This is a genomic window from Eleftheria terrae (assembly GCF_030419005.1).
GTDB lineage: Bacteria > Pseudomonadota > Gammaproteobacteria > Burkholderiales > Burkholderiaceae_C > Caldimonas > Caldimonas terrae.
In genome coordinates this window covers 1,464,950-1,489,279 of the sequence record NZ_CP106951.1, presented here as the reverse complement: position 1 = coordinate 1,489,279, position 24,330 = coordinate 1,464,950, and the positions used below count along the sequence as shown (strand labels likewise).

At 70.0% G+C, this 24,330-nt stretch carries 25 protein-coding genes; 16 read left to right on the top strand and 9 right to left on the bottom strand.

From position 1 onward, the window contains the following. Positions 1-87 precede the first annotated feature (87 nt). Positions 88-1,350 carry an ABC transporter substrate-binding protein gene (locus tag N7L95_RS06565; protein WP_301259017.1) on the top strand — a complete coding sequence of 421 codons (1,263 nt, stop codon included), beginning with the start codon at positions 88-90 and terminating at the stop codon, positions 1,348-1,350. Between the two features lie 121 nt (positions 1,351-1,471). Beyond that, positions 1,472-2,107, top strand: a complete 636-nt coding sequence (gene thpR / locus N7L95_RS06560; RefSeq protein ID WP_363324874.1) for an RNA 2',3'-cyclic phosphodiesterase — start codon at positions 1,472-1,474, stop codon at positions 2,105-2,107. 58 nt (positions 2,108-2,165) lie between these two features. On the opposite strand, the gene N7L95_RS06555 is transcribed toward thpR, so the two are convergent. The 4 genes from N7L95_RS06555 to N7L95_RS06540 all read right to left on the bottom strand — a co-directional run bounded on the left by N7L95_RS06555 (position 2,166) and on the right by N7L95_RS06540 (position 5,635). Next, positions 2,166-2,984, bottom strand: a complete 819-nt coding sequence (locus tag N7L95_RS06555) for an acyl-CoA thioesterase (protein ID WP_301259016.1) — start codon at positions 2,982-2,984, stop codon at positions 2,166-2,168. Between the two features lie 125 nt (positions 2,985-3,109). Continuing rightward, a complete protein-coding gene (locus tag N7L95_RS06550) occupies positions 3,110-3,994 on the bottom strand; it encodes an ion transporter (protein ID WP_301259015.1) in 885 nt (294 codons plus the stop codon). A 6-nt stretch (positions 3,995-4,000) separates the two neighbouring features. Then, positions 4,001-4,408, bottom strand: coding sequence for a DoxX family protein (locus tag N7L95_RS06545; RefSeq protein WP_301259014.1), 408 nt, complete (start codon positions 4,406-4,408; stop codon positions 4,001-4,003). Positions 4,409-4,570: 162 nt separating this feature from the next. Continuing rightward, positions 4,571-5,635: an oxidoreductase gene (locus tag N7L95_RS06540; RefSeq protein ID WP_301259013.1), complete on the bottom strand. Its 1,065-nt coding sequence runs from the start codon at positions 5,633-5,635 to the stop codon at positions 4,571-4,573. A gap of 87 nt (positions 5,636-5,722) precedes the next feature. Between N7L95_RS06540 and gorA the strand changes: the two genes are divergently transcribed. The 5 genes from gorA (at position 5,723) to N7L95_RS06515 (ending at position 11,259) form a co-directional block, all read left to right on the top strand. Then, positions 5,723-7,114, top strand: coding sequence for a glutathione-disulfide reductase (gene gorA / locus N7L95_RS06535; RefSeq protein ID WP_301259012.1), 1,392 nt, complete (start codon positions 5,723-5,725; stop codon positions 7,112-7,114). Between the two features lie 68 nt (positions 7,115-7,182). Beyond that, entirely contained in the window at positions 7,183-8,763 is a 1,581-nt protein-coding gene (locus N7L95_RS06530; protein WP_301259011.1) for an alkaline phosphatase D family protein, read from the top strand. Positions 8,764-8,822: 59 nt separating this feature from the next. Beyond that, on the top strand, positions 8,823-9,689 hold the full coding sequence (locus N7L95_RS06525; protein WP_301259010.1) for a D-hexose-6-phosphate mutarotase: 867 nt from the start codon (positions 8,823-8,825) through the stop codon (positions 9,687-9,689). A gap of 515 nt (positions 9,690-10,204) precedes the next feature. Then, positions 10,205-10,543, top strand: a complete 339-nt coding sequence (locus tag N7L95_RS06520; RefSeq protein ID WP_301259009.1) for a hypothetical protein — start codon at positions 10,205-10,207, stop codon at positions 10,541-10,543. 197 nt (positions 10,544-10,740) lie between these two features. Further along, positions 10,741-11,259 carry a BON domain-containing protein gene (locus N7L95_RS06515; RefSeq protein WP_301259008.1) on the top strand — a complete coding sequence of 173 codons (519 nt, stop codon included), beginning with the start codon at positions 10,741-10,743 and terminating at the stop codon, positions 11,257-11,259. Positions 11,260-11,430: 171 nt separating this feature from the next. Here the strand turns inward: N7L95_RS06515 and N7L95_RS06510 are convergent, their stop codons facing one another. Both N7L95_RS06510 and N7L95_RS06505 read right to left on the bottom strand, forming a co-directional pair. Continuing rightward, positions 11,431-12,486, bottom strand: a complete 1,056-nt coding sequence (locus N7L95_RS06510) for an NADP-dependent oxidoreductase (protein WP_301259007.1) — start codon at positions 12,484-12,486, stop codon at positions 11,431-11,433. A 129-nt stretch (positions 12,487-12,615) separates the two neighbouring features. Next, complete coding sequence (locus N7L95_RS06505; RefSeq protein WP_301259006.1) at positions 12,616-13,530, bottom strand: gamma-glutamyl-gamma-aminobutyrate hydrolase family protein; 915 nt, start codon at positions 13,528-13,530, stop codon at positions 12,616-12,618. A gap of 280 nt (positions 13,531-13,810) precedes the next feature. Here N7L95_RS06505 and N7L95_RS06500 point away from each other — a divergent pair, with 280 nt between their 5' ends. The 3 genes from N7L95_RS06500 (at position 13,811) to N7L95_RS06490 (ending at position 16,092) form a co-directional block, all read left to right on the top strand. After that, the gene (locus N7L95_RS06500) at positions 13,811-14,956 is read left to right on the top strand and encodes an ABC transporter substrate-binding protein (RefSeq protein ID WP_301259005.1); all 1,146 of its coding nucleotides are present in this window, start codon (positions 13,811-13,813) and stop codon (positions 14,954-14,956) included. A 71-nt stretch (positions 14,957-15,027) separates the two neighbouring features. After that, on the top strand, positions 15,028-15,264 hold the full coding sequence (locus N7L95_RS06495; RefSeq protein WP_301259004.1) for an RNA-binding S4 domain-containing protein: 237 nt from the start codon (positions 15,028-15,030) through the stop codon (positions 15,262-15,264). An 81-nt stretch (positions 15,265-15,345) separates the two neighbouring features. Continuing rightward, the gene (locus N7L95_RS06490; protein WP_301259003.1) at positions 15,346-16,092 is read left to right on the top strand and encodes a 2OG-Fe dioxygenase family protein; all 747 of its coding nucleotides are present in this window, start codon (positions 15,346-15,348) and stop codon (positions 16,090-16,092) included. 51 nt (positions 16,093-16,143) lie between these two features. On the opposite strand, the gene N7L95_RS06485 is transcribed toward N7L95_RS06490, so the two are convergent. Together N7L95_RS06485 and N7L95_RS06480 are read right to left on the bottom strand one after the other, a co-directional pair. Next, complete coding sequence (locus N7L95_RS06485; RefSeq protein WP_301259002.1) at positions 16,144-16,329, bottom strand: DUF3606 domain-containing protein; 186 nt, start codon at positions 16,327-16,329, stop codon at positions 16,144-16,146. Between the two features lie 42 nt (positions 16,330-16,371). Continuing rightward, positions 16,372-16,698 carry a plasmid stabilization protein gene (locus tag N7L95_RS06480; RefSeq protein ID WP_301259001.1) on the bottom strand — a complete coding sequence of 109 codons (327 nt, stop codon included), beginning with the start codon at positions 16,696-16,698 and terminating at the stop codon, positions 16,372-16,374. A 158-nt stretch (positions 16,699-16,856) separates the two neighbouring features. Between N7L95_RS06480 and N7L95_RS06475 the strand changes: the two genes are divergently transcribed. From N7L95_RS06475 to N7L95_RS06465, 3 genes are all read left to right on the top strand, one after another. Next, positions 16,857-18,281, top strand: a complete 1,425-nt coding sequence (locus N7L95_RS06475) for a cytochrome ubiquinol oxidase subunit I (protein WP_301259000.1) — start codon at positions 16,857-16,859, stop codon at positions 18,279-18,281. Next, positions 18,271-19,281, top strand: coding sequence for a cytochrome d ubiquinol oxidase subunit II (cydB, locus tag N7L95_RS06470; RefSeq protein WP_301258999.1), 1,011 nt, complete (start codon positions 18,271-18,273; stop codon positions 19,279-19,281). The genes N7L95_RS06475 and cydB overlap by 11 nt, the downstream gene beginning before the upstream one ends. Positions 19,282-19,432: 151 nt before the next feature. Further along, complete coding sequence (locus N7L95_RS06465; RefSeq protein ID WP_301258998.1) at positions 19,433-21,355, top strand: ATP-dependent metallopeptidase FtsH/Yme1/Tma family protein; 1,923 nt, start codon at positions 19,433-19,435, stop codon at positions 21,353-21,355. Between the two features lie 80 nt (positions 21,356-21,435). On the opposite strand, the gene N7L95_RS06460 is transcribed toward N7L95_RS06465, so the two are convergent. Next, positions 21,436-21,801, bottom strand: coding sequence for a hypothetical protein (locus N7L95_RS06460; protein ID WP_301258997.1), 366 nt, complete (start codon positions 21,799-21,801; stop codon positions 21,436-21,438). 332 nt (positions 21,802-22,133) lie between these two features. Between N7L95_RS06460 and N7L95_RS06455 the strand changes: the two genes are divergently transcribed. The 3 genes from N7L95_RS06455 to N7L95_RS06445 are packed head-to-tail and all read left to right on the top strand — an operon-like array spanning position 22,134 to position 24,323. Next, positions 22,134-22,451, top strand: a complete 318-nt coding sequence (locus N7L95_RS06455; protein ID WP_301258996.1) for a hypothetical protein — start codon at positions 22,134-22,136, stop codon at positions 22,449-22,451. A gap of 19 nt (positions 22,452-22,470) precedes the next feature. Further along, positions 22,471-23,514 (top strand): diacylglycerol/lipid kinase family protein, encoded by a 1,044-nt coding sequence (locus N7L95_RS06450; RefSeq protein WP_435870092.1) that lies wholly within the window; start codon positions 22,471-22,473, stop codon positions 23,512-23,514. Continuing rightward, complete coding sequence (locus N7L95_RS06445) at positions 23,511-24,323, top strand: metallophosphoesterase family protein (protein ID WP_301258994.1); 813 nt, start codon at positions 23,511-23,513, stop codon at positions 24,321-24,323. The genes N7L95_RS06450 and N7L95_RS06445 overlap by 4 nt, the downstream gene beginning before the upstream one ends. Positions 24,324-24,330 lie beyond the last annotated feature (7 nt).

The window sequence follows — 24,330 nt, the reverse complement described above, 5'->3', positions numbered from 1 at the left end:
CAAATGTTCAGATGTGTTAATAATTGTTATCTCATTCAAGAATTCGTTCGGCATCCTGCCGACATTTCACTAGCGAGGAGAGTCCCCATGCCGACCCCAGCACGTTCACGCCGCAGCGCCGGCCTGTTGCTAGCCTGTGCGCTGGCCGCCGCCATGCCGGCCTGGGCCGGCCAGGTGGAAGTGCTGCATTGGTGGACCAGCGGCGGCGAAGCCAAGTCGGTGGCCGAGCTCAAGCGGCTGCTGGCGGCAGAGGGCCACGGCTGGCGCGATTTCGTGGTGGCCGGCGGTGGCGGCGAAGGTGCGATGTCGGTGCTGCGTTCGCGCGTGCTGGCCGGCAACCCGCCGGCCGCGGCCCAGCTCAAGGGCCCGGCCATCCAGGAGTGGGGCCGCCTCGACGTGCTGGCCAACCTCGACGACGTGGCGCGGCGCCAGCAATGGGACTCGCAGCTACCACGGGTGGTGGCCGAGGCGATGAAGGTCAACGGCCGCTACGTGGCCGTGCCGGTGAACGTGCACCGGATCAACTGGCTGTGGATCAACCGCGAGGCCCTGCGCAAGGTCGGCGCACGCGCGCCGGCCACCTGGGACGAGTTCTTTGCGGTGGCTGACAAGATGCGCAAGGCCGGCATCGTGCCGGTCGCGCACGGTGGCCAGCCCTGGCAGGAGTTCACCACCTTCGAGACCGTCGCGCTCGGGGTGGGCGGCCCCGACTTCTATCGCAAGGCGCTGGTGCAGCTGGATGCCAAGGCGCTGCGCAGCGAGACCATGGGCCAGGTGCTGGAGACCTTCCGGCGCATCAAGGGCTATACCGACGCGGCTGCTGCGGGCCGCGAATGGAATGCGGCCACCGCCATGGTCATCCGCGGGGAAGCCGGCATGCAGTTCATGGGCGACTGGGCCAAGGGCGAGTTCCTGGCGGCGCAAAAGCAACCGAACCGCGATTTCCTCTGTGTTTCGGCGCCGGGCACGGCCCGCTCCTTCATCTTCAATATCGACAGCTTCGCGATGTTCCGGCTCAAGGACAGTGCCGCTGCCCAGGCTCAGCAGGCCTTGGCGGCCACCATCATGAGCAAGGAGTTCCAGCAGGTGTTCAACCTGAACAAGGGTTCGGTCCCGGTGGGCACCGGCGTCGACATGGGCAAGTTCGACCTGTGTGCGCAGGAGTCGAGTGCCTATTTCGTCGCCTCGAGCATGGTGAACGCGCTGGTGCCGTCGGTCGCGCACAAGATGGCCCTGCCGGAGAAGACCGAGGCGGCCCTGAAGGACGTGGTGGCTGCATTCTGGAACAACGACCAGACCAGCGTGCCGGAGGCGATGGACGCTCTGGTGAAGGCAGCACAGGTGAAGTAAGGTGGGGGCCGCGGGGCGCCCTGCAGCACTGGGTGCTGCGCCTGTCCCGCACCGATGGACACGCTTCCAGCATGAACCGGCTCCGTTGCCCGAGCGCCCACGCCGTTGACCCCACCGGCCGCTGCCGCCCCTCCGTGCCGGGCGGGCGCCGGGTGGCCTCGGCCGTCACTGCCCGACGCGCCGACGCCAGGCACCTTCACGGTCGCCAAGGGAGGCCGCTCTGAGCCAGCCCCCTCATGAGCCGGCTGGCGCCCGCCTGTTCTTCGCCCTCTGGCCAGGCGAGCGCGAACGCGAGGCGCTGCACGCCCAGCAGCAGCGCTGGCACTGGCCGCGCGGCGCCCGGCTGACCCGGTCCGAGCGGCTGCATGTGACCCTGCATTTCCTGACCCGGGTGCCGGATGGCCAGGTGGCCGACGTGGCCGATGCCGGTGCGGTGTCGGTGCCACCCTTCGAGCTGGCCTTGCAGGACGGCGGGCTGTGGCAGGGCGTGGCCTGGCTGCGGCCGGCGCGGCCGCCAGCGGAACTGCTCGAGCTGCACCGGCGGCTGGGCGAGGCGATCGCCCGGCTGCGCTTGCCGGTGGATGCCCGGTCCTTCGAGCCGCATGTCACCCTGGCACGCGACGCGCGGGGCGCGCAGCCACCCGCACAGGCAGGCGCGGTGCATTGGCCGGTGGGCGGGCATGTGCTGGTGGCCTCGGTGCTCGGACCCGGTGGCGGCTACCAGGTGCTGCGGCACTATCCCTGGCGCGCCGGCTGATGCTGCTGCCGCCAAGGGCGGCGCCAGGCGGGTGGCAGCGCCGCCGCGTCGCTGCCGCTCAGGCGTAGACCGCCACCACCTGGTGACCAAACGCCGCCAGCTGGCCGGAGGGCGTCCACAGGGTGGTACCGTCGTTGACATGGCCGGCAGCGGCCGCCCGGGTGTCCTTGTCGATGCGCCACCAGGCACCGGGGGCCGCCGTGCGGGTGAGCGGTGCAAGCTCCAGCGCCCAGGAGACCGAGCTGCTGGGCGCGGGCGTCGCCAGCTGGCCCAGCACGGCGGGTGGGGCGGCATCGGCCAGCAGCACGGTCAGCAACTCCTCGTCCAGCGAGTCGTCACGCAGGCGCGCATGCACCTTCACCTGCCAGCCGGGCTGGCCGCTGTAGGGCAGGTGGCCCTCGGCCCAGCGGAAGTCGAGGTGCTGCGTGAAATTGGGCGTCACGCCCGGCACGAACGGCAGGGGCCGTGCATCGGCAGGCGTGATGGACAGCGTCGGCTGCACCGGTGCATGGTGCGGCACGACCGTCTCGCGGCCGGCGCCGAAGACGGCCAGCAGCACCGCGGCGGTCTGGCCGGCCTGGCTGACGTGCGCCTGCACCTGGCGCAGGTGGCGGCCTTCGCGCAGCACCTGCACCGCCACATCCATCATGCCGAGGCCCACCGGGCCGACGAAGCTGGTTTGCAGCGCGGTCAGCTGTACCTGCGCCGGCCAGTCGGCGCCGGCCACGTCGCGCATGGCCTGGACCGCACAGGCGGCAATGAAGCCGCCAAAGGTGGTGCGGCCTTGCAGCCAGTCGTCGGTGACGGGAAAGCTGACCGTGCCGGCGCTGCGGCTGCGCCTGGCGAGCAGTTGCGAAAAAGTGTGTGGAGCAGTCATGGCGGCCGGGCCTTCAGGGCCGGTTGGCGAAACACCGGCTCATTGTGCAAGCGACGCCGGCCGGAAACTGTCACCTAGATAACTGCCGCCAGGGCATCAGCCCTGGACCGTTGCTTGCGAGGCGGTCAGGGCGCCAGCCGGCTGCCGCAATGCCGGCAGAAGTTCGCCTCGGCCGATTCCTCCATCGTGCTGCAGGCCGGGCACACCCGCACCCGCACCGGCCGCAGGCGGATCGAGGTCATCTCGGACGTCACGATGCCGGTGGGTACGGCCAGCGTGCCCCAGCCCAGCAGCATCATCAGCGACGCGATGAGCCGGCCGGTATCGGTCTTGGGGGTGAGGTCGCCGAAGCCCACCGTCGTCAAGGTGGTGATGGCCCAGTAGACCGAGGTCGGGATGTCCTTGAAGCCGTGTGCCGGCCCCTCCACCAGGTACATCAGCGTGCCCAGCACGAGCACCACCATCAGCACGAAGCCGAGGAAGACCAGGATCTTGCGCCGGCTGTTGGCCAGCGCGCGCACCAGCAGGCGATATTCCTGGGCGTACTGGCTCAGCTTGAAGATGCGGAAGATGCGCAGCAGGCGCAGGATGCGCACGTCCATCAGCAGGTGCAGCTCCGGCACCAGCGCCGAGAGGTAGGCCGGCAGGATGGCCAGCAGGTCCACGATGCCGAAGAAGCTCAGCACATATCGCAGCGGCCGCTGCACGCACAGCAGCCGCCCGACATACTCGGCAGTGAAGAGCAGGGTGAAGAACCACTCCAGCACGTTGAAGGCGGTGCGATGCCGCTGGTGCAGGCCCTGCACGCTGTCGAGCGTGACCACCAGCACGCTGAGCAGGATGGCGCCGATCAGGAACAGGTCGAAGCGCCGGCCGGCTGGCGTGTCGGCCTCGAAGATGACGCGATAGAGGCGCAGCCGCCAGCCGCTGGGCGGCTTGCCGAAGTCCTCATCCGAGGTGGAGGACAGCGAGAACGGGTCGGTGGAGGTGTGGGGCCGGAGGTCAGGCATGCGGTGTCACGTCGTGTCGCGCTGGTCCAGCGAGACGGGGCCGGCACCGTAGGCCGCCACGAAGAGCAGGCCGCCGGTGATGGCGAGGTTTTTGTAGAAGCTGATGTATTGGGCCATTTTCTGCGCTTCGTCCACCGTCCAGAAGTTGTGGAAGAAGAAGGCCGCCAGCAAGGCGAAGGCGGCCAGCAGCAGCGCCGCCCAACGAGCCTTGAAACCCAGCAGCAAGGCCAGCCCGGCGCCGATCTCCAGCGCGATGGTGGCGCCAGCCAGCAGCGTGGGCGCCGGCAGGCCCTTGGAGGTGATGTAGGCGACGGTGCCCTGGAAGTTGGTCACCTTGCTGAAGCCGGAAGGCACGAACATCAGCGCAAGCAGGATGCGGCCCATGAGTGGGCCGAATTTTTCGATGAAGGCCATGCATGCTCCTCGTCTGCCCGGCCCCAGGCCGGTGGTCTGGCGAGGATAGGAGGGATGCGCTCCCCCTGCAACGCCTGCCGGCGTGAGGGGCAGGGCGCTGCGGCCGGTCGTGGCCCGTGGCTCGGGTGCGCGCCGGACCGCCGCCGGCACCCGGCGAGGTGCTCAATGGCCGTTCACCGGCATTTCGCAGCGCCGCGCAGCGCTGCGGCGGCCCGCCTCGATCAGCGCCATCACCTGCATGGCTTCCCCGGCCGGCACCGGGTTGGGGGCGGCTCCGCGCACCGCGTCGCGCACTGCGGCGTAGTAGCCGAGGTAGTTGCCGGGCAGCGTCGGGTGACGACGCGAGGCGGCGGGCTCGGCCTCGCCGAGGGTCAGCACGCCGTCTTGCGGATCGCGGCCCCAGTCGCCGAGCGGCTCCAGGCGAGGGCGGGCGCCGGCCTTCAACTGGTCTTCCTGGGGGTCGAGGCCACGCTTCAGGTAGCTGCCGCGCGTGCCGTGCACGACATAGCGGGGGCCAACTGCCGCCACCAGCGCGCTGGCATGCAGGATCACCTGCAGGCCGCCGTGCGGGCTGGCGTAGCGCAGCCGGGCGTGGAAGTAGTCGTCGGCCTGGGAGCCGTCGCGCTGGCTGGCCAGGTCCACGCTCAGCCCCTCGGGCATGCCGAACAGCTGCAGGGCCTGGTCCAGCAGGTGCGGCCCCAGGTCGTTCCACAGCCCGCCGCCGCGGCCGGCCTGCTCGCGCCAGCGGTCGCGCACCTGGGGGCGCCAGCGGTCGAAGTGCGATTCGAAGTGCACCACCCGCCCCAGCTCGCCCGAGGCGAGCAAGGCCTTCAGTGTCAGGAAGTCCGAATCCCAGCGGCGGTTATGGAACACCGACAGCAGCCGGCCCTGGCGCTGCGCCAGCTCGTCGAGGTCGCGGGCCTCCTGCAGCGTCACGGTGAAGGGCTTGTCGACCACCACATGCTTGCCGGCGAGCAGCGCGGCGCGCGCCAGCGGAAAGTGGGTGTCGTTGGGCGTGGCGATGACCACCAGCTGCACGTCCGGCCGGTCGACCAGGGCCTGTGCCGAGGACTCCACCGGCAGGTCGGGCCAGTCGGCCCGCACTTTCCCGGGGTCGCTGCTGCTGACGGCGGCCAGCGCCAGGCCAGGCACCCCGGCCATCAGCGGGGCGTGGAATGTCTTGCTTGCATAGCCGTAGCCGATCAGGCCAACACGTATGGTGTCCATTCGCAGGTGTCCGGAAAACAAGGCGGCAAGCTTAACCTGTGCGGCAAGCGCTTATACAGTGCAGTTCTCGCCACCACAAAGACAGCCATGGCCTCGCATCCTCACGACTATGACCTGCTGGTGATCGGCGGCGGCAGCGGCGGCGTGCGCGCCGCGCGGCTGGCGGCGCGCCGGGGTTGCCGGGTGGCGCTGGCCGAGGGCGCGCGGCTGGGCGGTACCTGTGTCAACGCGGGCTGCATCCCGAAGAAGCTCTATACCTACGCGGCCCACCATGGGCAGGCTTTCGACGAGGCGCGGGCCTTTGGCTGGCGCTTCGAGGCACCGGTCTTCGATTGGGCGGCGCTGCGCGCGCAGCGGGCAACCGAGGTGGGGCGGCTCAACCAGGTCTATGGCCAGTTGCTGCAGGAGGCGGGCGTCACGCTGCTGCCGGGCTGGGCACGGCTCACCGGCCCGCATGCCGCGCAGGTCGGCCATGCCGCCGTCACGGCGGAGCGAGTGCTGGTGGCCACCGGCGGCGCACCGCGGCTGCCGGCGCTGCCGGGCGCCGAGCTGGGCATCACGTCCAACCAGCTGTTCGACCTGGAGCCGTTCCCGCGCCGGCTGGCCATCGTCGGCGGCGGCTACATCGGCTGCGAGTTCGCGTCCATCTTCACCGGCCTGGGGGCACAGGTGAGCCTGCTGCACCGCGGTGAGCGGCTGCTCGAGGGTTTCGACGACGACCTGCGCGCCTTCGTCGCCCAGGAGCTGCTCAAGAAGGGCGTGGACCTGCGCCTGCAGGCCCGCGTCTCGCGCCTCGAACGTGACGCGGGCGGCGCCTTGCTGCTGCAGCAGGCCGGTGCCGACCCGGTGGCGGCCGACGCGGTGCTGCTGGCCACCGGTCGTGCACCCAGCACGCGGGGCCTCGGCCTGGAGGCGCTGGGCGTCGCGCTGGACGAGCGGGGCGCCATCGCGGTGAACGAGCGCTTCGAGAGCTCGCTGCCCTGGCTGCTGGCCATCGGCGACGTGACCGGCCGGCGCGCGTTGACGCCGGTGGCGCTGATGCAGGCCGCCGCACTGGTCGACCGCCTCTATGGCTGCGACGGGCGCCCGCCGCGCGAATGGCAGGATGAGGAGGTGCCGAGCGCCGTGTTCTGCGACCCGCCGGCGGCCAGCGTCGGCCTGACCGAGGCCCAGGCGCGTGGGCGTTACCCCAAGGTGCGCATCTGGCGTTCGGAGTTCCGGCCGCTGCGCCATGCGGTCAGCGGCAGCCCGGAGCGGGCGTTGATGAAGCTGGTGGTGGACGGCACCACCGACCGCGTGCTGGGCGTGCACATCGTCGCGCCCGAGGCGCCGGAGGTCATCCAGGGCTTTGCGGCGGCGCTCAAGGCGGGCGTCACCAAGGCCCAGCTCGACAATACCGTCGCCGTGCACCCCAGCATTGCCGAGGAGCTGGTGCTCATGCGCGACGAGGTCTGCAAGGGCGGCAGCAGCGTGGCCTGACACAGCGCTGTCAAGCGGCGCCGGCATGCTGCGCGGCTCCATCATCACGGCACGAGGCGGGACTTTCGATGAAACGCAGGGACTTCGTGAACCAGGGCCTGTGGGTCGGTGCAGCGGGCTTCGGGTTGCCGGGCGTCCTCAGGGCGCAGCAGGCGCCGGGCGCCATCGTCAGGGACAGCGAGCGGCCCCAGCTGCCTTCGGGCGTGGCCAGCGGCGACGTCACCAGCGACAGCGCCATCGTGTGGGCGCGCAGCGACCGCCCGGCCCGCATGTGGATCGAGTGGTCGACCCGCGAGAGCTTTGCCGATGCCCGTCGGGTGCGCGGACCGCACCTGCTGGAGGACAGCGACCACACCGGCCGCATCGACTTGCAGGGCCTGCCGCGCGGCCAGGAGATCCACTATCGGGTGCTGCTGCAGGACCTGGGCAACGAGCGGGTGCTGTCGCAGCCGCAGGCCGGCCGCTTGCGGCTGGCACCGGTGCTGCCGCGCGACATCCGCCTGGTCTGGAGCGGCGATACCGCTGGCCAGGGCTGGGGCATCAATGCCGAATGGGGCGGCATGCGGCTGTACGAGCAGATGCGGCGGGTCCAGCCCGATCTCTTCCTGCATTGCGGCGACACCATCTATGCCGACGGCCCGATTCAGCCGGAGGTCCGCCTGCCGGACGGACGGGTGTGGCGCAACCTGGTCACGCCCGAGGTCGCCAAGGTGGCCGAGACGCTGGACGAGTTCCGCGGTCGCTACCGCTACAACCTGCTCGACCAGAACGTGCGTCGCTTCGCCAGCGAGGTGGCACAGGTGTGGCAGTGGGACGACCACGAGGTCACCAACAACTGGTCCTTGTCCAAGGACCTGTCAGGCGACGCCCGCTACAGCGAGAAGCGGGTGCCGCTGCTGACCGCGCGTGCCACGCGGGCCTTCCTCGACTACGCACCGCTGCGCCGGGCGGGCGACATCGAGAGCGAGCGGGTCTACCGCCGCATCCCCTACGGTCCGCTGCTGGATGTCTTTGTCATCGACATGCGCAGCTACCGTGGCCCCAACACCGACAACCTGCAGGACCACGACGGCCCGGACACCGTCTTCCTGGGCAAGCCGCAGATCGCCTGGCTGCTGGACGGGCTGCGCCGCTCGCGTGCCACCTGGAAGGTGATCGCCTCCGACATGCCGCTGGGCCTGCAGGTGCCCGATGGCCAGGATGCCAGCGGCCGCCCGCGCTGGGAGGCGGTGGCCAACGCAGAGGACGGGCCGCCCCGCGGGCGCGAGCGCGAGCTGGCCCTGCTGTTGCGCGAGATCCGGCGCGCCCGCATCGAGAACATCGTCTGGCTGACGGCCGACGTGCACTACACCGCCGCCCACTACTACGACCCGGCGCAGGCGCGCTTCAGTGACTTCGACCCCTTCTGGGAGTTTGTCTCCGGCCCCCTGCACGCCGGCAGCTTCGGCCCCAATGCGCCGGACGCCACCTTTGGCCTGCAGGTGGTCTATCAAAAGGCGGCGCCGGTGCCCAACGCACCGCCGTCGGACGGTTTCCAGTTCTTCGGCCAGGTGGACATCGACGGCCGCACCCGCACCATGACCGTCACCCTGAAAGACCTGGCCGGCGAGGCGCTGTACCGCAAGACCCTGTGGCCGGCGCGTGGCTGATGGCATGACCGGCCGGTGCCGCGGCACGGCCCGCGCCGGAAGCGGGTAAGCTCGCGGCCATGTCCCAAGCATCCACTCCCGAACTCATCGACATCCAGGGCCTGCCGGCGGTGCGGCTGCGGGCCCGTGACGGCGCCCAGGCGACCGTCCTGCTGCAAGGTGCGCAGGTGCTGTCCTGGACGCCGGCCGGCGGCCCGGAACGGCTGTACGTGTCCGAGCAGTCGGCCTACACCGAGGGCCAGCCGGTGCGCGGCGGCGTGCCGGTCATCTTTCCGCAGTTCGAGAAGCGGGGTCCGTTGCAGCGCCACGGCTTCGCTCGCAACAAGCCCTGGACGCTGCTGCGCAGCGAGGTCGGCCGTGATGATGCGCTGGCCGTGCTGCGGCTGTGCGACGACGAAGCCACGCGCGCCGCCTGGCCGCATGCCTTCGCGCTGGAGCTCACCGTGGCGGTGGGCGGTGGCCGGCTCGATCTCGAGCTGGAAGTCGAGCACACCGGCCCGGCCGACGCCGAGCCCTTCAGCTTCATGGCGGCGCTGCACACCTACCTGCGCGTGCGCGAGGTGGAAGAAGCGCGCCTGAAGGGCCTGCGCGGCCTCGACTTCCAGGATTGCACCCGGCCCGGTAGCCCGCTGCAGCCGGAGCCTTCGGCGGCCCTGGCCATTGGCGATGAAACCGACCGCATCTACTTCGGCGCAAGCCAGCCGCTGGTGCTCGAAGAGCCGCATCGCGGCCTGGTCATCGAGTCCCAGCAGTTCCCCGACGTGGTGGTCTGGAACCCGTGGGAGGCCAAGTGCGCTGCCATGGCCGACATGCCGGCGCTCGGCTTTCGCCGCATGCTGTGCGTCGAGGCGGCCGTGATCGGCGAGCCGGTGGCCCTGCAGCCCGGCGAGCAGTGGTGGGGCCGGCAGAGCCTGGTGGCCGACTGAACGCGCACTGCCCTGCAGGAGCGGCTCGGCCTTGTCCTGCCAGGCCGGCCGGCGTCCCTCCGCCGGCAGCGACCGGCAGCCCGCCAATTCCTGCAGTGGTACAGGGCCGATGCCTGCGCCACGAGGCGGCGGGTTCCATGACACATGCGCCTGCTCGCGGCCCCGCTGCGCAGCAGCCGGCCCCGGGCAGTTCCGGGCGGGCCACCTGACGCCTGCCAAGGCCTGCGCAGCTGTTGTCCCGAAGCACGATGCACCCACTGCTGACTCCTCACGCCCCAAGCGGCGGTGATCGAGGGGCGGGAGGGTGCCTGCCTCCCTCGATGAGGCAACGGCGCCATCGCCGGGCACCCCGGCGAGCGCGCCCATCGGTGCCGACCGCGTTCACTGGATGCGCGGGCCGCGGTGTCGGACACCGCTGACAACCCCGCCCCGAGCCTGCTGACAGAGCGCCCCGGCCCTGCGGCCTACAGTGAGTCCATCGACCGGTTCATCCGTCTAGCCGTAGAGGACGTGTCATGGCTCCATCCTTCGCCACCCTGATCAGCACTGCGCTGCTCGGCGCAGCGGGCGCCCTGGGAGTCGTGGCGGTGCGCAGCGCGGTGGCTCAGGCGGACGCCCCGGCTGGCGACATTCAGTTCGTGCGTTGTGCCGGTGCGTCGGAGGCTTTTGCCCACACGCCGCATCCGGCCCAGCCGGCGCAGCCGGTGTGGGCCCTGCGCCGGGCGCCGTCGGACGCGCCTGCTTCCTGTGGTGGCGACGGCAACACCGCTCCCGCGCCGGGCACCGGCCCGGTGGAGCCCGAATGGCTGGAGCGCCGGCCAGGCGTGATCGGCATGCCGCGGCTGCTGGTGTGAGGGTGGACTGGAGAGATTGCGGTGCCCGGGGCAGCGAGGCCGTCTGCTGCCGCCCCGGAGCGCGGCGTGCAGCTGGCCTGTGGGCCCGCAGCTGGCGCTGGCGTCAGGACCCGCGGCCGCTGAATGCGGCCCTCCTTCGATGCCGGCTGTGGTCGTGCCCCAGGCGCGGCATTTCTAGACTGGAAGGAGTGTGAGCGATGAAAGCACTGACTTTGGCAAGCGCCCTGGCCGCTGCCATGGCCCTGACGGCCTGCGACCGTGCCAATGAAGAGGACCGGAACGCGGCCGCTTCCGGCGATCCGACGGTGGTGGCCCAGACCGAGCAGGCGGGCCAGAACATGGAGCAGCGCACCGAGAACGGCATGGAGCGCGCCCGGGAAGCCGGCAGCGAAGTGGCCCAGCAGGCCCGCGAGACGGGCAGCGACATGGCCGACAAGGCCGGTGCAGGCCTCGACAAGGCCCGTGAGACCGGCAGCGATATGGCCGACCGCGCCGGCGAAGCGGTGGCCGACACCGCCATCACCGCGTCGGTGAACGCCGAACTGGCGCGCGATGACAAGCTGAGCGCCCTGCGCATCGATGTCGACACGAGCAATGGCAAGGTCAGCCTGAACGGCACCGCGCCCAGCGAGGCCGACCGTGAACGGGCCACGCAGCTCGCTTCGTCGGTGAAGGGCGTCACCGGCGTCGAGAACAACCTCACCGTCAAGCCCTGACGGTCGTCGGAGAAGGCCGGCAGCTTCAGGCTGCCGGGATCCTTCGCGGCGCGGCCCGCCCGGCGCCTGCCTTCGGGCTGCCGCTGACCAGCCCGGCCTCCAGAGTCCGGGCAAACAGGAAACCCCGCCGAGGCGGGGTTTCTTTTTGCGGCCCGGCGGCCAAGCTGCGCGTCAGGCCTCGTCGGCCACTTTCAGCACCAGCTTGCCGAAGTTCTCGCCGGTGAACAGCTTCAGCAGCGTGTCGGGGAAGGCATCGACGCCGCCGCTCACCACGTCTTCGCGCGAACTCATGCGCCCGCTCTGCAGGTGGCCGGCCAGCTCGGCCACGGCCTGGGGATAGCGGTCGGCATAGTCGAACACCACCATGCCTTCCATGCGGGCCCGGTTGACCAGCAGCGACAGGTAGTTCTTCGGGCCCTGCACCGGCTCGGTGTTGTTGTACTGCGAAATGGCGCCGCAAATGATGATGCGGGCCTTGCGGTTGATGCGCGTCAGCACCGTATCGAGGATCTCGCCGCCGACGTTGTCGAAATAGATGTCCACGCCCTGCGGGCAGTGCGTCTTCAACCCGTCCTTGACCGGGCCGGCCTTGTAGTCGATGCAGGCGTCGAAGCCGAGCTCCTTGACGACCCACTCGCACTTGGCCGGGCCGCCGGCGATGCCCACCACCCGGCAGCCGTGGATCTTGGCGAGCTGCCCCACGGTCTGTCCCACTGCGCCGGCGGCGCCGGACACCACCACGGTCTCGCCAGCTTTCGGCTGGCCGATGTCCATCAGGCCGAAGTAGGCCGTCATGCCCGGCATGCCAAGGACGTTCAGCCACTGGGTGAGGCTGCCTGCCCGGGGGTCGATGCGGGTCAGGCCCGAGCGCCTGAGCTGGTCGGCCGGCACGCTGCAGTACTGCTGCACGCCCAGGCTGCCGGTCACCAGGCTGCCAACCGGGAAGTCGGGCTGCTGCGACGCCAGCACGCGCCCGACGCCGCCGGCCCGCATCACCTCGCCGATGCCCACCGGCGGGATGTAGGACTTGCCTTCGTTCATCCAGCCGCGCATGGCGGGATCGAGCGAGAGGTAGAGCGTCTGGACCACCACGCCGCCAGCGGCCGGCTCAGCCACCGCTTCGTCGGTGAAGTGCCAGTTGTCCCGGGTGGGCGTGCCCACGGGGCGCGATGCCAGGCGGACCTGGCGGTTGCTCAGGCTGCCGGGGGAGGGGAGGGAAGTGCTCATCGGGATGTCGTCCGTGTCAGCGTTGGGGCGGGACGGCGGGCAGGCCTGCGAGGGACCGGCCCGCCGACGGTCGCCAGGATCAGACCACAGTCGCGTTGCCTCGCGCGTCACCTAAGTGACGGTCGCGCTTCAGGCCTTGGCAGCGGCCGGCGCTTCCTTGGCCGGATCGGTGGCCGGCGCCTCGAACGGCAGGTTCAGCGGGGCGCGCGGCATGCGCTGGTCGGCGCAGTCGCGGTCGCGCAGCCGGGCCAGCGCGGCGGTGCGGGCCTCGTTCAGGAAGTCGAGGATGATGGGCGAGCTGTCGGCCAGCGCCCGGCGGTCGAGGTGGAACTCCGGGTGCCACTGCACGCCACGCGCATAGCCGTCGCCGGTCCAGCGAATGGCCTCGATCACGCCGTCCACCGAGGACACCGCTTCCACCTCGATCTGCTTGCCCAGCTTGGCCACCGCCTGGTGGTGGATGCTGGTGACCCGCAGGCGCGACTCGCTCGGATAGAGCCGGGCCAGCTGGCTGTTGGGCAGGAAGCTGACTTCGTGCTCCAGCTGGTCGTACAGCTCAGCATCGACGTGCGCGTGCGCGCCGGCGTACTGCGTCATCACGTCCTGGTAAAGCGTGCCGCCAAAAGCGACGTTCAACAGCTGGCAGCCGCGGCAAACGCCGATGACCGGCTTGCGCTGCTGGATGAAGGCGCGCAGCAGCGCGAGCTCATAGCGGTCACGCACCGGGTCGCCGGCCCAGCGTGGGTCGATCGGCTCCTGCCCGTAGCTCTGCGGCGACACGTCGGCACCGCCTTGCAGCACCAGCCCGTCGAGCTCGTTCACGTAATCGAACACCGACAGGTGGCGCGCCGCCCGCCGGCTGTCTTCCGCCACCGCAGGCACCATGAAGGCGATCGCGCCGTGCGCCATGATCCAGTGCGACAAGGATTGCTCCAGGTACTGCAGCGTCTTGTTGCGAAAGCCCAGCTCGGGCGGCACCTGGTACAGCAAGCGGGCTGAGATCCCGATGCGCAAGGGCCGGGTCTGGGACGTGTTTTGCGACATGCGCAGGTTCTCCACTACTACGGGGACCGACACGGCGGTGATGTGCTCTTCTTAAGCAAACAATGCGCCGGCCGCCGCGCGACTTCATGTCGTCTTGTGTCGAAGATCACTGTCCGTATGCAGCCCCGGCTTCGCGGGGATGGTGGCTGCGAACTAGTTCACAGCTGAAGCGACAAGTGCAGCGGTCTCAGGTGGGTGTAAGGGTAAACCCTGGTTTGTCTCCCTAGAATGCCGGCTTGCGTTGCCACTTGCGGTGACGCGCCTTCCACCACTGCCTGCCATGTCCAGCCTCACTCACGCTTTCCGTCGTTTCCTGCCCTCCTTGCACCGTTCCCTGATCGCGCTGGCTGTCGTGGCCTGCGCCGGCGCGGCCCAGGCCGACGTCGTGGTGGCCCAGGTGGCGCCTTTCAGCGGCCCGCAGGCGGTGACGGGTCGCGCCATCCATGCCGGCGTCAAGCTTTACATCGACTCGGTGAACGCACGCGGCGGCGTGCGCGGCCAGCGCATCAAGCTGGTCACGCGCGACGACATGCAACAGCCCGAGAACACCGTGCGCCTGGTGAAGGAAGTGGTGCAGCAGGAGTCGCCGGTGGCCCTGATCGGCACCGTCGGCACCACCAACCTGGAGGCGCTGGCCCGTGACGGGGTGCTCGACAAGCAGCGCATTTCCATGGTGGGCGCGGTGTCGGGCGCCGCCAGCGTGGCGCAGTCGCGCACGCTGCGGGTGGTGAAGGCAAGCTACCACGACGAGGTGGGCAGCCTGTTCAAGCGGCTTTCGCAGCTCGGCCTCAACCGCGTCGGCGTCGTGTTCCAGGACGACGGACTGGGCAAGGACGTCAATGTCGGCGTCGACAAGGCCGCCCGCCAGTACGGCATCACCATCGTCAACAGCACCGGCTACGCCCGCAACACCACCGAGGTGAGCACCGCGGTGAACAACATGCTGAAGGCCAATCCGCAGGTCATCTTCCTCGGTGCGACCACGGCTGCGGCGGTGCAGTTCGTCAAGCAATACGGTGCCGCCGGTGGCCAGGCGACCATGTACGGCATGTCCATCATCGACACCGACACGCTGCTGAAGGCCCTGGGGCCGGATCGTGCCCGCGGCTACGCCTTCTCGGTGGTGCTGCCGCTGTCGAGCAAGACCGACCGTGAGGTGGTGCGCGAGTTCCAGCGCCTGCGCGAGACCGCGAACAACCCGGACCTGTCGGCCCGCTCGATGGAAGGCTTCATCGCGGCCAAGGCCCTGGTCAAGGCGATCGAGAAGGCGCCCCGCCTGAGCGCGGACGCCGTCAGCACTGCGCTGGACAGCGCCAGCGAGCTGGACGTGGGTGGCTACCGCCTCGACTTCACCAAGGCCGACCGCTCCGGCTCGCGCTATGTCGACTTCGCGATGATCGGCGACGGCGGCAAGATCGTGCAGTGATGCTCGCGGCGGTCCCGCCCGGTGCAGGCACAATGGCTCCATTCGTGGCGTAGCAGCAGGCAGGACCCCCCATGTTGATCATCGATTTCGAGCTTCGCGGCGAGTTCATCACTCTGGACCGGCTCCTGAAGGCCACCGGCCTGGCCGACAGTGGTGGTGAGGCCAAGGCCATGGTGGCCGCAGGCAAGGTGCAGGTCGACGGTCAGGACGAATGGCGCAAGACCGCCAAGATGCGCCCGGGCCAGGTGGTGGCCGTGCACGGCACCCGGGTGCGGGTGCTGGCTTCCCGCGAGCCGGCGGCGGCCTGAGGCCCGCCGCCGCGCGACGGGCGGCCTGCAACGCTGCAGGCAGCTTGCTACAGTGAGGGTCCTGTGCAAGGACCCTCCACCATGAACCTGCCGCCGCCGTCGATCGATCTGCCGGAACTGCAGCCTGCGCTGCGCGAACACGGCCATGCCGTGCTGGCGCCCGAAGCGCTGGCCGGCTGGCTGGACTGCGAGCCGGCCGCGCTGCAGGCGCTGCGCCCCTCCTGGGACCGCCTGCCGCCCGACGCCTACCTGCGCGACGGGGGCCGCTACCGGCGCCGCCGGCACTCCTGCTTCCTGGTGGAGCCCGGCGCCTTGCCCGCCCCGGTGCCCCACCGCGCCCACTGGCAGCCGGTGGAATACAACGCGCTGCACGGCGGCCTGGAGCGCTGGTTCGAGCCGATGGAGCCGGAGGTGGTGGCCCAGCCCGCCTGGCAGGCCCTGCTGCGCCAGCTGGCGCAAGCCTGCAGCGCGCTGCGGCCCGAGGCCGGCCCATGGTTCGTCGAGGCGCACCAGTTCCGCATCGACACCACCGACGGCATTGGCCGGCCGACCCCGGAAGGCGCGCACCGGGACGGGGTGGACTTCGTCGCGGTGCTGCTGGTGGACCGGGTTGGCGTGAAAGGCGGCGAAACCCGTGTGTTCGAGGCGCAGGGGCCGCGAGGCATTCGCTTCACCATGGAGCGGCCCTGGACCCTGCTGCTGCTCGACGACGCGCGGGTGATCCACGAAACCACCCCCATCCAACCCCTGGTGCCGGGCAGCGGACACCGCGACACGCTGGTCGTCACGCTTCGCGCGGGCGGCTTCCAGGGCCCACCCGCGGCCTGACGAAGGCGAGGGTGGCCGGTCGCACCGGGCCTGCACGCAAGGGAAGGCGGGCTACACCGTGTGGCTGGCGAGGTAGCTGCGCACCGCGGTCGCCTGCGGCCCGACCGTCTCGACGGCGCGGCGCAGGTCCTCGGCGCTCACGCCCAGTTCGGTGACCCAGTACTCGAGTTCGCTTTCCTCGTCGACGTCGACGGCGATGCGCTCATGCCCTGCGCGCTCGAAGATGTCGGCACCCATCTCTACCTCCTGGCCCGTGGCTCGTCTTGTGGTGGTGGGGTCTCAGCGGGCCAGAGCCTGCTGCAATTCCTGCTTGTTCATCTTGGAGCGACCCCGCAGCCCGCGGGCCTTGGCTTCGTTGTAGAGCTGCTCGTAGGTCCGCCCGCCGGGTCCCGAATGCGACCGCTTGCCGCCGCGGTGGCCGGAGGACACGTCCTCGATCGACGAGCGGCTCGCGGTCTTCGACTCGCCGTGCCGGGCGCGCTCCTTGTTGACCGTGCGTGCCGCGATCTCCTCGGCCACGCTTTCGCGGGTGCCCCGCTCCTCGAGGCCGGCCTTGATGTGCTCGTACTGGCGTTCGCGCTTGGCGCTCCATTGCTGTTGCGGCATGGTGTGCTCCTGGTACCGGGGCCCGCATACAGCACGGGCCCCACACCCCGGCGCTGGCAAGCGACGTGCCCCGTGCGGCGCGGCCCGCGTCTGCGGCCGGGACTCGCGCTTGCTCGCCGAGTCGCCGCGGGGGCGCTGCCGCCCCTGAAAGGAAAACCGTGGAGCTGGACGCCCTCTTGCTGTCGCGCGTGCAATTCGCCTGGGTCATCGCGTGGCACATCCTGCTGCCCGCCTTCACGGTGGGCCTGGCCTGCTACATCGCCACGCTCGAGGTGCTGTGGTGGGTCACCCAGCGTGAGGTCTTCGTGCGCCTGTCGGCCTTCTGGATCAAGTTGTTCGCGGTGTCCTTCGGCATGGGCGTGGTCTCCGGCATCGTCATGCCGTTCCAGTTCGGCACCAACTGGAGCCGCTTCGCCGACGCCACCTTCAGCGTGGTGGGCGGGCTGATGGCCTACGAGGTGCTCACGGCCTTCTTCCTCGAAGCCGCCTTCCTCGGCATCCTGCTGTTCGGCCGCCAGCGTGTGCCGCAATGGGCGCATGTCATGTCGGCGCTGCTGGTGGCGCTTGGCACCTTGTTGTCTTCGTTCTGGATTCTTGCGGTCAACAGCTGGATGCAGACGCCGCGCGGCCACCAGCTGGTGGACGGGCGCTTCGTGCCGGAGGACATGCTGGCGGTGCTGTTCACGCCGTCTTTCCCCTACCGGCTGACCCACACCGTGTTCGCCTTCCTGATCACCACCGGCTTCGTGGTGCTGGCGGTCGGCGCCGGCTACCTGCGGCGAGGCCGGCATGTGGCGGAAAGCCGCATCATGGTGAAGATGTCGCTGGCCTTCCTGAGCGTGATGGTGCCGCTGCAGATCGTGGCCGGCGACCTGCACGGGCTCAACACCCTTGAGCACCAGCCGGCCAAGGTGGCGGCCATGGAAGGTCTGTGGGAGACCCAACGGCGGGTGCCCGCCTCGCTGTTCGCCCTTCCGGATGCCGAGGCCGAGCGCAACCATTTCGAAATCGCCATTCCCGCGCTCGGCAGCCTCTACCTGACGCATGAACTCGACGGCGAGGTGCGCGGGCTGAAATCCTGGCCGCGCGAGGACCGCCCGCCGGTCGCCATCGTCTACTTCGCGTTCCGGGTGATGGTGGGCATCGGCCTGCTGATGCTCGCCGTTGTGGGAGCCGGCTGGCTGATGCACTTCAGGGGCCGGCTCTATGAGTCGCCGGCCTTCCTGCGGGCAGCGCAATACAGCGGGCCGCTCGGCTTCGTCGCCGTGCTGGCCGGCTGGACGGTGACGGAGGTGGGCCGCCAGCCCTGGGTGGTCTACGGGCTGATGCGCACCCGTGATGCCGTGTCGCCCACGCTGTCCGGCAGCGACGTCGCGCTGTCGCTGGCCGCCTACGTGCTGAGCTATCTGGTCATCTTCGGTGGCGGCTTCCTGCTGCTGCGCCGGCTGGTGCAGGCCGGGCCGCCGACCGTGGCGGCGCAGGAGGGGGCGGAGGCGGCCGGTGCGCGACCCAAGCGTCCGCTGTCCGCCGTCACCGACCGGGCCGGCGGCCCCGCACGTCCGGAGGCCGGCGATGCAGCTTGACCTGGTACCGCTGTGGGCCGCGATCCTGGCGCTGGCCGTCTTCATGTACGTGCTGCTGGACGGCTTCGACCTGGGGGTGGGAATGCTGTTCGCGCTGCGCCGGGACGCGCAGGAGCGCGACCTGATGGTGGCTTCGGTGGCGCCGATCTGGGACTTCAATGAAACCTGGCTGGTGCTCGGCATCGGCGGGCTGATGGCGGTCTTCCCGCTGGCCTTTGCCATCGTGCTGCCGGCGTTGTACTTCCCCTTCCTGCTGATGCTGCTGGGCCTGCTGTTCCGTGGCGTCGCCTTCGAGTTCCGCGAGGGCGCCGGCCCCCGCCGCTCGGGCTGGGACCGCGGCTTCTGCATCGGCTCGCTGCTGGCCACCTGGGCGCAGGGCGTGGTGCTCGGCAACTTCATCCAGGGCTTTGCGGTGGCGGGGCGCCAGTTCGCCGGCGACAGCTGGGACTGGCTGTCGCCCTTTGCGCTGCTCACCGGGCTGGGACTGGTGGCCGGCTACGCGCTGCAGGGCGCCACCTGGCTGGTGATGAAGACCGAAGGCGAACTGCAGCAGTGGGCCAAGCGCACCGCCCGGCGCTGCCTGGTGGGCGTGCTGGCCTTCATTGCGTTGTTGAGCCTGTGGACGCCGCTGACGCAGCCGCGCATTGCCGAGCGCTGGTTCAGCCTGCCCAACCTCTTCTACTTCTCGCCGGTGCCGGTCCTGACGCTGGCGCTCGCGGTCGTGATGCTGCAGGCCCTGCGGCGCGGGCGCGACGTGCTGCCCTTCCTGTGCTCGATGGGCTTGTTCTTCCTGGCCTTCACCGGGCTGGTCATCAGCCTGTGGCCCTACATCGTGCCGCCGTCCATCACGCTGTGGGAAGCCGCGGCCGCACCCAAGTCCCAGGCCTTCATGCTGGTCGGCACCTTGTTCCTGCTGCCGGTCATCCTGCTCTATGTGTTCTGGTCCTACTGGGTGTTTCGCGGCAAGGCGCGCGCGCACCACGGCTATCACGGCTTGTAAATCTTTCAACGCGGCGGCGGCCGTGATATTTGCCCGACCTGCACTGGAGAGGGTTCTCTAACTAGAGAAGTAAAGGCCTTTCCCGCCGCTGTTGCTTCCTCTTGCAGGGCCGGCTTTGCGTTCTCATATGGTCCTCTCCTCAGAGATACGCATGAAGCCCTTCAAAACCTGGCCCCGCTGGGCGAAATATCTGGCCGGCAGTGCTGCCGGCATCTCGGTTCTCGCTGCCGCCGTGGCGATGGACTACCACACGCAGGCGCCTGCCAAGGCGAACAAGACGCCGCTCGCCCTGCAATTCCAGGCCGAGGCGCGCTCCTGGCTCGACCATCCCAAGGATGTGTCCGAGTTCGAGCGCGCGCTGGAGCAAGGTGCGGTGCAGGCCGTCGGCGTCGACGGCCGCCGCGTGCTCATCACCACCCGCAGCGGTGAGCGCTACAGCACTGAGCTGTTGCCGGCGCCCCAGGGCCTGGGCTCGCGGCTGGAGTCGCTGAGCCGGGAGCGCGGCTTCGCGCTCACCCCGGTGGACATCGACGAGCGCAGCTCGCTCGCCAAGGTGGCGGACAGCACCGGCAATGTGCTGCAGCGGCTGATGGGCTTGCTGACGGTGGCCGTGATGGGCCTGGTGGCGGTCTACCTGGCGCGCCAGACGCAGGGTGGCGGCAGCAAGGCCAAGCTGGCCGAGAAGCCGGACACCAGCTTCAAGGACGTGATCGGCTCGGCCGAAGCCAAGGCGGCGCTGCAGCAGGTGACGGCCTTCATGCGCAGCCCCGAGAAGTACCTGGCGCTGGGCGCCAAGCCGCCGCGCGGCGTGCTGCTCGAAGGCCCGCCGGGCACCGGCAAGACGCTGCTGGCGCGTGCGCTGGCCGGCGAATGCGGGGCCAACTTCATCGCGGTGGACGGCTCCTACTTCTCCAGCATGTTCTACGGCGCGGGCATCACCAAGGTGCGCGAGCTGTTCGAGACCGCCCGCAAGCATGCACCCTGCATCGTCTTCATCGACGAGTTCGACGGCATCGGCAAGCGCTCCACCGGCGCCAAGGTGGCTGGCGGCCAGTCGGAGGAAAACCGCATCATCAACAAGCTGCTGGTGGAGATGGACGGCTTTGCGGCGTCCGAGAACATCGTCGTGATCGGCGCCACCAACCATGTCGGCAATGTCGACGACGCCCTCAAGCGCCCCGGCCGCTTTGACCTGGTGGCTCGCGTCGCGCTGCCCAATGTGCATGACCGGCGCGAGCTGTTCGCGCTGTGCCTGAGCCGCGTGAAGGCGTCCGGGCAGATCGAGCTGGACACGCTGGCCCGCTCCAGCACCGGCCTGTCGCATGCCGACATCACCAATGTCGTGAACCGCGCCACCGTGCTGGCTGCCGAGGAGGGCAGTGCCCAGGTGATGCAGGAACACCTGCACCGCGCACTGGAGACCCACCAGCTGGGCGGCGAGGTGTCGAGCGTCAAGGAGATGTTCACGCCGGAAGCGCGCCACCGCATCGCCATCCATGAAAGCGGCCATGCCATCGTCGCTCACGTCATGAAGGCGGGCAATGTCGAGCGCGTCACCATCGAGCCGCGTGGCCACGCGCTGGGCGTGACCTTCGTGACGCGCCCCAACGAGGTGCCGCTGTATGGCGAGCAGGAACTGGAGGCCCGCCTCAGCATGATGCTGGCTGGCCGCGAGGCGGAGTTGATGGCGTTCGGCAATACCACCTCCGGCGCGTCGGACGACCTGAAGCGAGCTTCGGAGCTGGCGGTCGAGATGGTGAGCTCGATGGGCTTCAGCAGCGAGTTCGGCCTGCTGAGCCTGCAGGGCGTGCCCGACAAGCTGGTCGGCCCGCACATCCAGGAGAAGGTGCTGGCCGAGGCGCGTGCGCTGCTCGACAAGGCCCAGCACCTGTGCCGCGATGCGCTGCACCATCACCGCGATGCCCTGCACGGGCTGACGGATGCGCTGCTGAAGGAAGAAACCGTGTCCGGCGCGCTGCTGCAGGCCTTGCTGCCGGCCGGTGCAGAGGAAGAAGCGCATCCGCATGCGCCGGCCCTTCGGGTGGCCATGGAAGGGGCGCACCGGGCGCTGTGAACGCAGCAGCCTGGCTGCAACCGAGCCGTCCTGGGGGCTGCCACCGAGCAAGGTGGCAGCCCCTTGTGCCTTCAGTGTCTTCAACTGCTCGTCTTGTCCAGCGGCCTGGAGCTCCACAGCTCGCCAACCTCGCTGCGCAAGTGCGCCACCAGCTCGTCGATCACCGCGGCGTCGACCAGACCGTCGAAGCGTTCGTGCAACACCTTGTCGGCGCGGTAGGGTCCGCCGTCGGTGTACAGGTAGTCGCCGGCCTTGTCGTGCGGGGTGGTCAGGCGGGGGTCTTCATACCGGGTGCCGAACCAGCGCCACATCGCCGCCTGCTGCAGCACCGGCTCGGCGCTGCGCAGCCAGCGCTCCTCAGGCTCGAACACCGGCGCATCGATGTTGCCGGCCTCTGCCGGCAGGCTCACCAGGCGACCGCCGGACAGCTTGTCTGCCACTGCCATTGTTGCCACTCCTTTCTTTCAGCTAGCCCGGTTGGAGCAAACTCCGGGCCTTGCCGCGGCGCGCCATCACGGTGGTTGCCCCGGATGAAGCCACCCGCCGTCGACGCTCGGCGGGCCAGGCGCGCACCCCGGCACGCCCGGCCCGACGGCCAACGGAATGCCGCGGACCGGCAAGGCGGATGACCGGGCCGCCGCCGGCAACAGCGGCATCGATGTTGGAGCGGGATGTCGGGACAGGGGGCCATCCTGACCCGTCAGCTCTTCTGCCAGCCTTGGCCCGCTGGCCGCCGGCAGGGCGGGAACTCTGTTTGCTCTGCCAGGCTCAGACCCCCATGACCCCAACCCTTTCGCGCTTTTTCCGCCGCCTCGCCTTCACCGCCCTCGGTGGGGTGGCCTTCGTGTTCGGCCTGCTGATGCTGGCGGTGCTGGTGGCCGCCGGCCTGGTGCTGGCGGCGGGCGTGCTGCTGTGGAGCCTGGTGAGCGGCCAACGGCCGTCCAGCGTGGCATGGGCACCGGCACGGGCAGCGGCACGGCATTTTTTCCACCGGCGTGCGGCAGCCACCGCGGGCTCCGCGCGTGGCGACCAGCAAGTCGTCGACGTGGTCGCGCGGGACATCACCCCGCGCGACCGTTCACTCATCAGAGACTGAGGCACCCTGCGGCATGACAATGGCGAGCGAAACCACCTCCGGCAATGCCGCATTCCCCACCCGGGTGCCGGCGCCACCGCCCGCCGACGGGCCCTTGTTCATCGTGCTCAACCTGCGTTCTGGCGAGCATGAGGCTGGCGACACCGAGAAGGCCATCGAAGCCGTGCTGCGCGAGGCCGGACGCCCCTTCGAGCTGCTGCGGGTGAACTCCGGCAAGGAGGTGCCGGCACTGGCGGCGCGGGCTGTCGAGCAGGCCCGGCGCCAGCATGGCGTGGTGGTGGCGGCCGGTGGCGACGGCACCATCAACGCCGTGGCCCAGGCGGTGCTGGAGGCGGAGCTGCCGTTCGGCGTGCTGCCGCAGGGCACCTTCAACTACTTCGGCCGGGCCCACGCCATCCCGCTGGATGCCGCCGAGGCCACCCGGGCCCTGCTCGGTGCCGAGCTGACGCCGACCCAGGCCGGCCTGGTCAACGGGCAGCTCTTCCTCGTCAATGCGAGCCTCGGGCTGTATCCGCAGTTGCTGGAAGACCGTGAGGCCTTCAAGCGCCAGTACGGGCGGCGGCGCTCGGTGGCGCTGTGGTCGGCGCTGATGACGGTGCTGCGCCATGAGCGCCGCATGGTGCTGCGCATGGAGCATGAAGGACAGCCCCGGCTGGTGGAGAGCGCGACGCTCTTCATCGGCAACAACCCGCTGCAACTGCAGCAGGTAGGCATTGCCGAGGCGGACGCGCTGCAGCAGGGGCGGCTGGTGGCACTGAGCGTGAAGCCGGTCGGCCGCTGGGCGATGCTCGGGCTGGCCGTGCGTGGCGCGCTTGGCCGGCTGGGCGAAGCCGACAACGTGCTGAGCTTCGATTTCCGCGAGCTCGAGGTGCAGCCCATCGTGGCACCCGGGCGGCGGGTGCGCGTGAAGGTGGCCACCGATGGCGAGACCCGCTGGATGCAGACGCCGCTGAACTTCAGCGTCGCGTCCAAGCCGCTGTGGCTGTTCAAGCCGGTGGCGGCTGCGGGCAGCTCGGGCTCGGAAGCCGCTGCCGCCGCCGAATCGGTGCGCAAGGCCGCATGACCCTGGTGCTGCAGGTCTCGGACCCGCACTTCGGGACCGAGCGGCCCCCCGTGCAGGCGGCCCTGCAGGCGCTGGTGGCCGAGCAGCGGCCGCAGGTGCTGGTGCTGTCGGGCGATGTGACGCAGCGCGCGCGCCGGACTCAGTTCGCGGCGGCGCGGCGTTTCCTGGATGCGCTGGACGTGCCGGCCAAGCTCGTCATTCCGGGCAACCATGACCTGCCCTTGTTCAACCTGCTGGCACGCGCATGGCAGCCGTATGGCGAGCATTGCCGCGCCTTTGGCCCCGAGCTGGAGCCCAGTCACGAGAGCGAGGACCTGCTGGTGCTGTGCCTCAACACCACGCGGCCCCGGCGGCACAAGGATGGCGAGGTATCGGCCGAGCAAATCGAGCGTGTCGCGCGGCGGCTGCGCCTGGCGCGGCCCCAGCAGCTGCGCATCGTCGTCACGCACCAGCCTTTGCTCGTGACGCGGCTGCAGGACGAGGAGAACCTGCTGCATGGCCATTGCGAGGCTGCCGTGGCCTGGGCCGAGGCCGGGGCCGACCTGGTGATGGGTGGGCACATCCACCTGCCGTATGTGCGGCCCTTGAGCGACAGCATTGCCGGCCTGTCGCGGCCGGTGTGGGCGGTGCAGGCCGGCACGGCACTGTCGCACCGCGTGCGCGACGGCATTCCGAATTCGGTCAACCTGTTGCGCTACGACGCCCGGCTGCAGCCGCTGCACTGCGTGGTGGAGCGCTGGGATTGCGCGCCCCAGGCCGGGCGGTTCAGCTGCGAGGGCCGCACCGTCATCGAGCTGGTGCGCGCCTGACGCGGCC

Excerpts from the sequence above, each read along its gene's own strand:
- N7L95_RS06545 (WP_301259014.1), bottom strand. The coding sequence starts at position 4,408 with ATGGCCTTCATCGAAAAATTCGGCCCACTCATGGGCCGCATCCTGCTT.
- N7L95_RS06500 (WP_301259005.1), top strand. The coding sequence starts at position 13,811 with ATGTCCAGCCTCACTCACGCTTTCCGTCGTTTCCTGCCCTCCTTGCAC.
- N7L95_RS06445 (WP_301258994.1), top strand. The coding sequence starts at position 23,511 with ATGACCCTGGTGCTGCAGGTCTCGGACCCGCACTTCGGGACCGAGCGG.
- gorA (WP_301259012.1), top strand. The coding sequence starts at position 5,723 with ATGGCCTCGCATCCTCACGACTATGACCTGCTGGTGATCGGCGGCGGC.
- N7L95_RS06515 (WP_301259008.1), top strand. The coding sequence starts at position 10,741 with ATGAAAGCACTGACTTTGGCAAGCGCCCTGGCCGCTGCCATGGCCCTG.
- N7L95_RS06485 (WP_301259002.1), bottom strand. The coding sequence starts at position 16,329 with ATGGGTGCCGACATCTTCGAGCGCGCAGGGCATGAGCGCATCGCCGTC.
- N7L95_RS06530 (WP_301259011.1), top strand. The coding sequence starts at position 7,183 with ATGAAACGCAGGGACTTCGTGAACCAGGGCCTGTGGGTCGGTGCAGCG.
- cydB (WP_301258999.1), top strand. The coding sequence starts at position 18,271 with ATGCAGCTTGACCTGGTACCGCTGTGGGCCGCGATCCTGGCGCTGGCC.
- N7L95_RS06555 (WP_301259016.1), bottom strand. The coding sequence starts at position 2,984 with ATGACTGCTCCACACACTTTTTCGCAACTGCTCGCCAGGCGCAGCCGC.
- N7L95_RS06495 (WP_301259004.1), top strand. The coding sequence starts at position 15,028 with ATGTTGATCATCGATTTCGAGCTTCGCGGCGAGTTCATCACTCTGGAC.
- N7L95_RS06540 (WP_301259013.1), bottom strand. The coding sequence starts at position 5,635 with ATGGACACCATACGTGTTGGCCTGATCGGCTACGGCTATGCAAGCAAG.
- N7L95_RS06525 (WP_301259010.1), top strand. The coding sequence starts at position 8,823 with ATGTCCCAAGCATCCACTCCCGAACTCATCGACATCCAGGGCCTGCCG.
- N7L95_RS06510 (WP_301259007.1), bottom strand. The coding sequence starts at position 12,486 with ATGAGCACTTCCCTCCCCTCCCCCGGCAGCCTGAGCAACCGCCAGGTC.
- N7L95_RS06450 (WP_435870092.1), top strand. The coding sequence starts at position 22,471 with ATGGCGAGCGAAACCACCTCCGGCAATGCCGCATTCCCCACCCGGGTG.
- N7L95_RS06565 (WP_301259017.1), top strand. The coding sequence starts at position 88 with ATGCCGACCCCAGCACGTTCACGCCGCAGCGCCGGCCTGTTGCTAGCC.
- N7L95_RS06520 (WP_301259009.1), top strand. The coding sequence starts at position 10,205 with ATGGCTCCATCCTTCGCCACCCTGATCAGCACTGCGCTGCTCGGCGCA.
- N7L95_RS06550 (WP_301259015.1), bottom strand. The coding sequence starts at position 3,994 with ATGCCTGACCTCCGGCCCCACACCTCCACCGACCCGTTCTCGCTGTCC.
- N7L95_RS06480 (WP_301259001.1), bottom strand. The coding sequence starts at position 16,698 with ATGCCGCAACAGCAATGGAGCGCCAAGCGCGAACGCCAGTACGAGCAC.
- N7L95_RS06505 (WP_301259006.1), bottom strand. The coding sequence starts at position 13,530 with ATGTCGCAAAACACGTCCCAGACCCGGCCCTTGCGCATCGGGATCTCA.
- N7L95_RS06460 (WP_301258997.1), bottom strand. The coding sequence starts at position 21,801 with ATGGCAGTGGCAGACAAGCTGTCCGGCGGTCGCCTGGTGAGCCTGCCG.
- N7L95_RS06455 (WP_301258996.1), top strand. The coding sequence starts at position 22,134 with ATGACCCCAACCCTTTCGCGCTTTTTCCGCCGCCTCGCCTTCACCGCC.
- N7L95_RS06465 (WP_301258998.1), top strand. The coding sequence starts at position 19,433 with ATGAAGCCCTTCAAAACCTGGCCCCGCTGGGCGAAATATCTGGCCGGC.
- N7L95_RS06490 (WP_301259003.1), top strand. The coding sequence starts at position 15,346 with ATGAACCTGCCGCCGCCGTCGATCGATCTGCCGGAACTGCAGCCTGCG.